Source organism: Polaromonas sp. P1_E3 (assembly GCF_056405935.1).
The window spans coordinates 1-3,237 of the sequence record NZ_JBFUBD010000312.1; the positions used below are offsets into that span (position 1 = coordinate 1).

The window sequence follows — 3,237 nt, forward strand, 5'->3', positions numbered from 1 at the left end:
GGCCAGTAGTGCCGCAGGCAAATGGACCCTGCGCAAGCCGGTAACGGCCGTTTTGCTGCTCGGGGCGGCCACTGCACAGGCCGGCCCGGTGGACGGCCAGGTCACTTCGGGCGCAGCCAGCATCTCGCAGAATGGCCCCACCACCACCATCCATCAATCCAGCCAGAATGCTTCGCTGACCTGGAAGAGCTTTAATGTCGGCGCGCAGGAAAGCGTCAACTTCGTGCAGCCCTCGGCCAGCGCGATTGCCGTCAACCGCATCCTGGACACCCATGGCAGCCAGATCCTGGGCCAGCTCAATGCCAACGGGCAGGTCTTCCTGATCAACCCCAACGGCATCCTGTTCGGCGCCGGCGCCCAGGTCAACGTAGGCGGGCTGGTGGCATCCACACTGGATGTCAAGGATGCGGACCTGAGCAGCGGCAAGCGCAGCTTCAGCGGCGCAGGCGCAGGCAGTGTGGTCAATCAGGGCAGCATTAATGCGGCCACGGGCGGCTATGTCGCCCTGATCGGCAACACCGTGCGCAACCAGGGAAGCATCAATGCTGCCAAGGGCACTGTGGCGTTGGCAGCGGGCAGCGCGGCCACCCTGACATTCCAGGGTAACCAGCTGCTCAAGATTCAAGTGGACCAGAGCGTTCTCAACAGCCTGGCCGAGAACGGCGGGTTGATCCTGGCCGACGGTGGGCAGGCGCTGATGAGCGCCGGTGCCAAGGATTCCCTGCTGGCCAGCGCAGTCAACAACACCGGGGTGATCCAGGCGCGCACCGTGGAAAACCGCAGCGGGACCATCATCCTGCTGGGCGGCATGGCCGCCGGCACCGCCAATGTTGCGGGCACGCTGGACGCCTCGGCGCCAAACGGCGGCAACGGCGGCTTTGTGGAAACCTCGGGTGCGCAGGTGAACATTGCCGATGGCGCCCGGATCACCACGGCGGCGCCCGCCGGCCAAAGCGGCACCTGGCTGATTGACCCTGTGGACTTCACCATCGCTACTGCGGGCGGGAACATCACGGGCGCAGCCCTGACTGCCAACCTCGGCTCAGGCAACGTCGTCATCCAGAGCAGCAGCGGCAATACAGGCACAGCGGGCGACGTCAACGTCAATGACGTGGTGAGCTGGAGCGTCAACCAGCTGACGCTCAACGCGCAGAACAACATCAATATCAATGCCAACCTTAATGCCTCGGGCACGGGCAAGCTGGCGCTGGAGTATGGACAGGGCACCGCCAACGGCACCGGCAGTACCTACAACTTCAATAACGGCGCGAAAATCAATCTGCCGGCAGGCAACAACTTCAGCACCAAACAGGGCAGCAACAGTACCCCCATCGCGTATACCGTCATCACCGGCCTGGGTGCTGCAGGCAGTACTACCGGCACCGATTTGCAGGGTATCAGCGGCAATCTCAACATTCGCTATGCGCTGGGCGCCGACATCGACGCTTCGCCGACCAGCGCATGGAACGGCGGGAGTGGATTTCAGCCGCTGGGCGACAACACCGCAAACTTCAACGGTACCCTGGACGGTTTGGGCCACACCATCACCGGCCTGACCATCAACCGGCCAGGCGCCACTTATGTCGGCTTGTTCGGCTACACGGGCGTTCCAGGTCGAATCAATAATGTGGGCCTGATAGGCGGCAGCGTAGCAGGACAAACCAAGGTTGGTGCGCTGGTGGGGTGGAACTCCGGCAACATCATCAACAGCTACACCACCAACACGTCGGTGACCGGAACCAACTCGGAAGCTGGAGGCCTGGTGGGAACGAGCCAGGGTGAAATCCGCAACAGCCACGCCAGCGGTAACGTCACCGGTGGGCTCTCTGTAGGTGGTCTGGTGGGATGGGGGCAGGGCGTCATCGTCAATAGCTATGCCACCGGCAATGTCACCGGCTCCAATGACCGGACCGGCGGGCTGGTGGGAGACATGCTCAACAGCGGATCCATCAGCGGCAGCTATGCAAGCGGCAACGTCAACAGTACCGGCTCGGATGTGGGCGGGCTGGTGGGGCTCTGGAACAGCAATGGCAACGCCCCTTCGATCAACAACAGCTACGCGACCGGTACGGTAAATGGTAATTCCGGAGTTGGTGGCCTGGTGGGGCACAAGATCAATGCCGGAGGCACGATCAACAACAGCTACGCGGCCGGCGCCGTGGGCGGCACCAGCAATCTGGGTGGACTGGTCGGCTTGTGGGACGCCGGAACGGCGATCAACAACAGCTTCTGGGATACCGTTACAACCGGGCGGGCTACCAGCGCGGGCGGCGGCATGGGCATGACCACAGCCCAGATGCAACAACAGGCCAACTTCAGCTCGGCCACTCCCGCCAACGGCAACGTCAACCCCAATTGGGATTTCACCAGCGTCTGGCGCCTTTATGAGGGAAATAGCCGCCCCCTGCTCAAGGCACTCATGAAGGCCACCACGGTCACCGTCGGCAGCACCAGCAAGACCTACGACAAGCTGTCCTGGAACGGCGGGACCGGCATCAGTTGCTCCAACGTGGCTTGCGGCAGCTTGTCGGGAAGCATCAGTTTCGGCGGAAGCGCCCAGGGCGCGGTCAATGCCGGCAGCTACACGGTGACGGGCTCCGGCCTGTATTCCAACCAGCAGGGCTATGACATCAGTTACGCCAATGGCACCCTGACAGTGAATCCCGCCAGTCTGGCGGTCACCGGCGTGAGCGCGGCCAACAAGGTGTATGACGCCGGCCTGGGTACCACTTTGAACGGTACAGCCAGCGTCACGGCCATTGCCGGCGACACGGTGAACCTGGCCGGCACCGGCAGTGGTACTTTCGCCAACAAGAATGTGGGCAACGGCAAGGCCGTCACGGTCACGGGCTACACCTTGAGCGGCGCCGATGCCGGCAACTACGTCATCGTGCAGCCCACGGGCCTGACTGCCAACATCACGCCGGCCAGCGTTGTCGTTGGCGGTGTGACGATCCAGGACAAGGTGTACAACGCCAACGACGCCTCCACCATCAGCGGCACGGCCAGCGTTGCAGCCTTTGCCGGTGATACCGTGAACGTGCTCGGCACGGGCATCGGCCGATTCGCCGACAAGAACGTGGGCAACGGCAAGGTGGTCAACGTGACCGGCTATACATTGAGCGGCGCTGATGCCGGCAACTACACCGTGGTGCAACCAACGGGGCTGACGGCCAACATCACACCAGCCAGCCTGGCCGTCACAGGTGTGGGAGCCAACAACAAGGTCTACGACAC

At 63.0% G+C, this 3,237-nt stretch carries 1 protein-coding gene; it reads left to right on the forward strand.

Features of this window, described 5'->3' with window-relative positions:
• A partial coding sequence (locus AC1D0Z_RS18425) for a two-partner secretion domain-containing protein (RefSeq protein ID WP_477659644.1) occupies positions 1–3,237 on the forward strand: 3,237 nt, incomplete at both ends.